Annotated in this window: 1 protein-coding gene; it reads left to right on the top strand. The window is 70.6% G+C overall.

Annotation, left to right across the window (positions count from 1 at the left end):
* Positions 1–989, top strand: a 989-nt coding sequence (locus tag F6S12_RS32150) for a DNA polymerase Y family protein (RefSeq protein WP_315869911.1), incomplete at both ends; no start/stop codon positions are given.

Below are 989 nucleotides of genomic sequence, written 5' to 3'. Positions count from 1 at the left end.
CCCGGGCAATCCCTGACCGCCGCCCAGGCCCTGACCAAGGCCTTTTCCAGCGCCGAATACGACCCCCGGCAGATCGAGCACTGGCAGCAGTTTCTTGCGGCCTGGGCCTATGGCTTCAGCTCCCAGGTCAGCGTCGCCTACCCGCGCACCCTGGTGCTGGAGATCGAATCCAGCCTGGGCCTGTTCGGCCCCTGGCCGCAGTTGGAAGCGCGCCTGCGCCGTGAATTGCAGGCCCTGGGCTTTCGCCACCGCATCGTCGCCGCGCCCAACCCAGCGGCGGCCCGGGTCCTGGCCAATGCCTATGACGGCTTGGCGGTGGCCGACTGCGAGGCCCTGGTCCAGGCCCTGGGGGCCATGCCCATCGAGCGCCTGGGGCTGGCCCCGGAGCAGGCCACGGCCCTGTCGCGCATGGGGGTGCGCAGCTTCCAGCAACTGCGGGAGCTGCCCCGGCCCAGCCTGGCCCGGCGTTTTGACGGCAGCTTGCTCAAGCACCTGGATACCCTGCTCGGCGAGCGCCCGCTGGGGCTGGCCTTCTATCAGCCGCCGGACCGCTTCGACCTGCGCATCGAGCTGAATTTCGATGTGCAGTCCCATCAAGCGCTGCTGTTTCCCCTGCGCCGGCTCACCGCGGATCTGGCGGCCTTTCTCTGTGGTCGCGACAGTGGCGTGCAGCGCTTTGCCCTGCACCTGGAGCACGCCGAAGGCGCCGACACCCTGATTCCGGTGGGGCTGCTCAGCGCCGAGCGCGACCCGGCGATGCTGTTCGAACTGGCCCGTGGGCGCCTGGAACAGATCCAGGTGCCGGCGCCGGTGCGCAACCTGCGGCTGGTGGCCGAGGACCTGCCGCTGTTCGTGCCCCAGCACAGCGAGCTGTTCGACGAGCGCCCGCAGCAGAACCTGCCCTGGGAGCAGTTGCGCGAACGCCTGCGGGCGCGCCTGGGGGATGACGCGGTGCAGGGCCTGGGGCATCGCGCCGATCACCGCCCGGA

The sequence above is a fragment of the Pseudomonas sp. JV245A genome, assembly GCF_032424515.1.
Taxonomy (GTDB): Bacteria; Pseudomonadota; Gammaproteobacteria; order Pseudomonadales; family Pseudomonadaceae; genus Aquipseudomonas; species Aquipseudomonas protegens.
The sequence above is the reverse complement of the archived record's forward strand: the minus strand, read 5'-3'. Positions and strand labels throughout refer to the sequence as shown.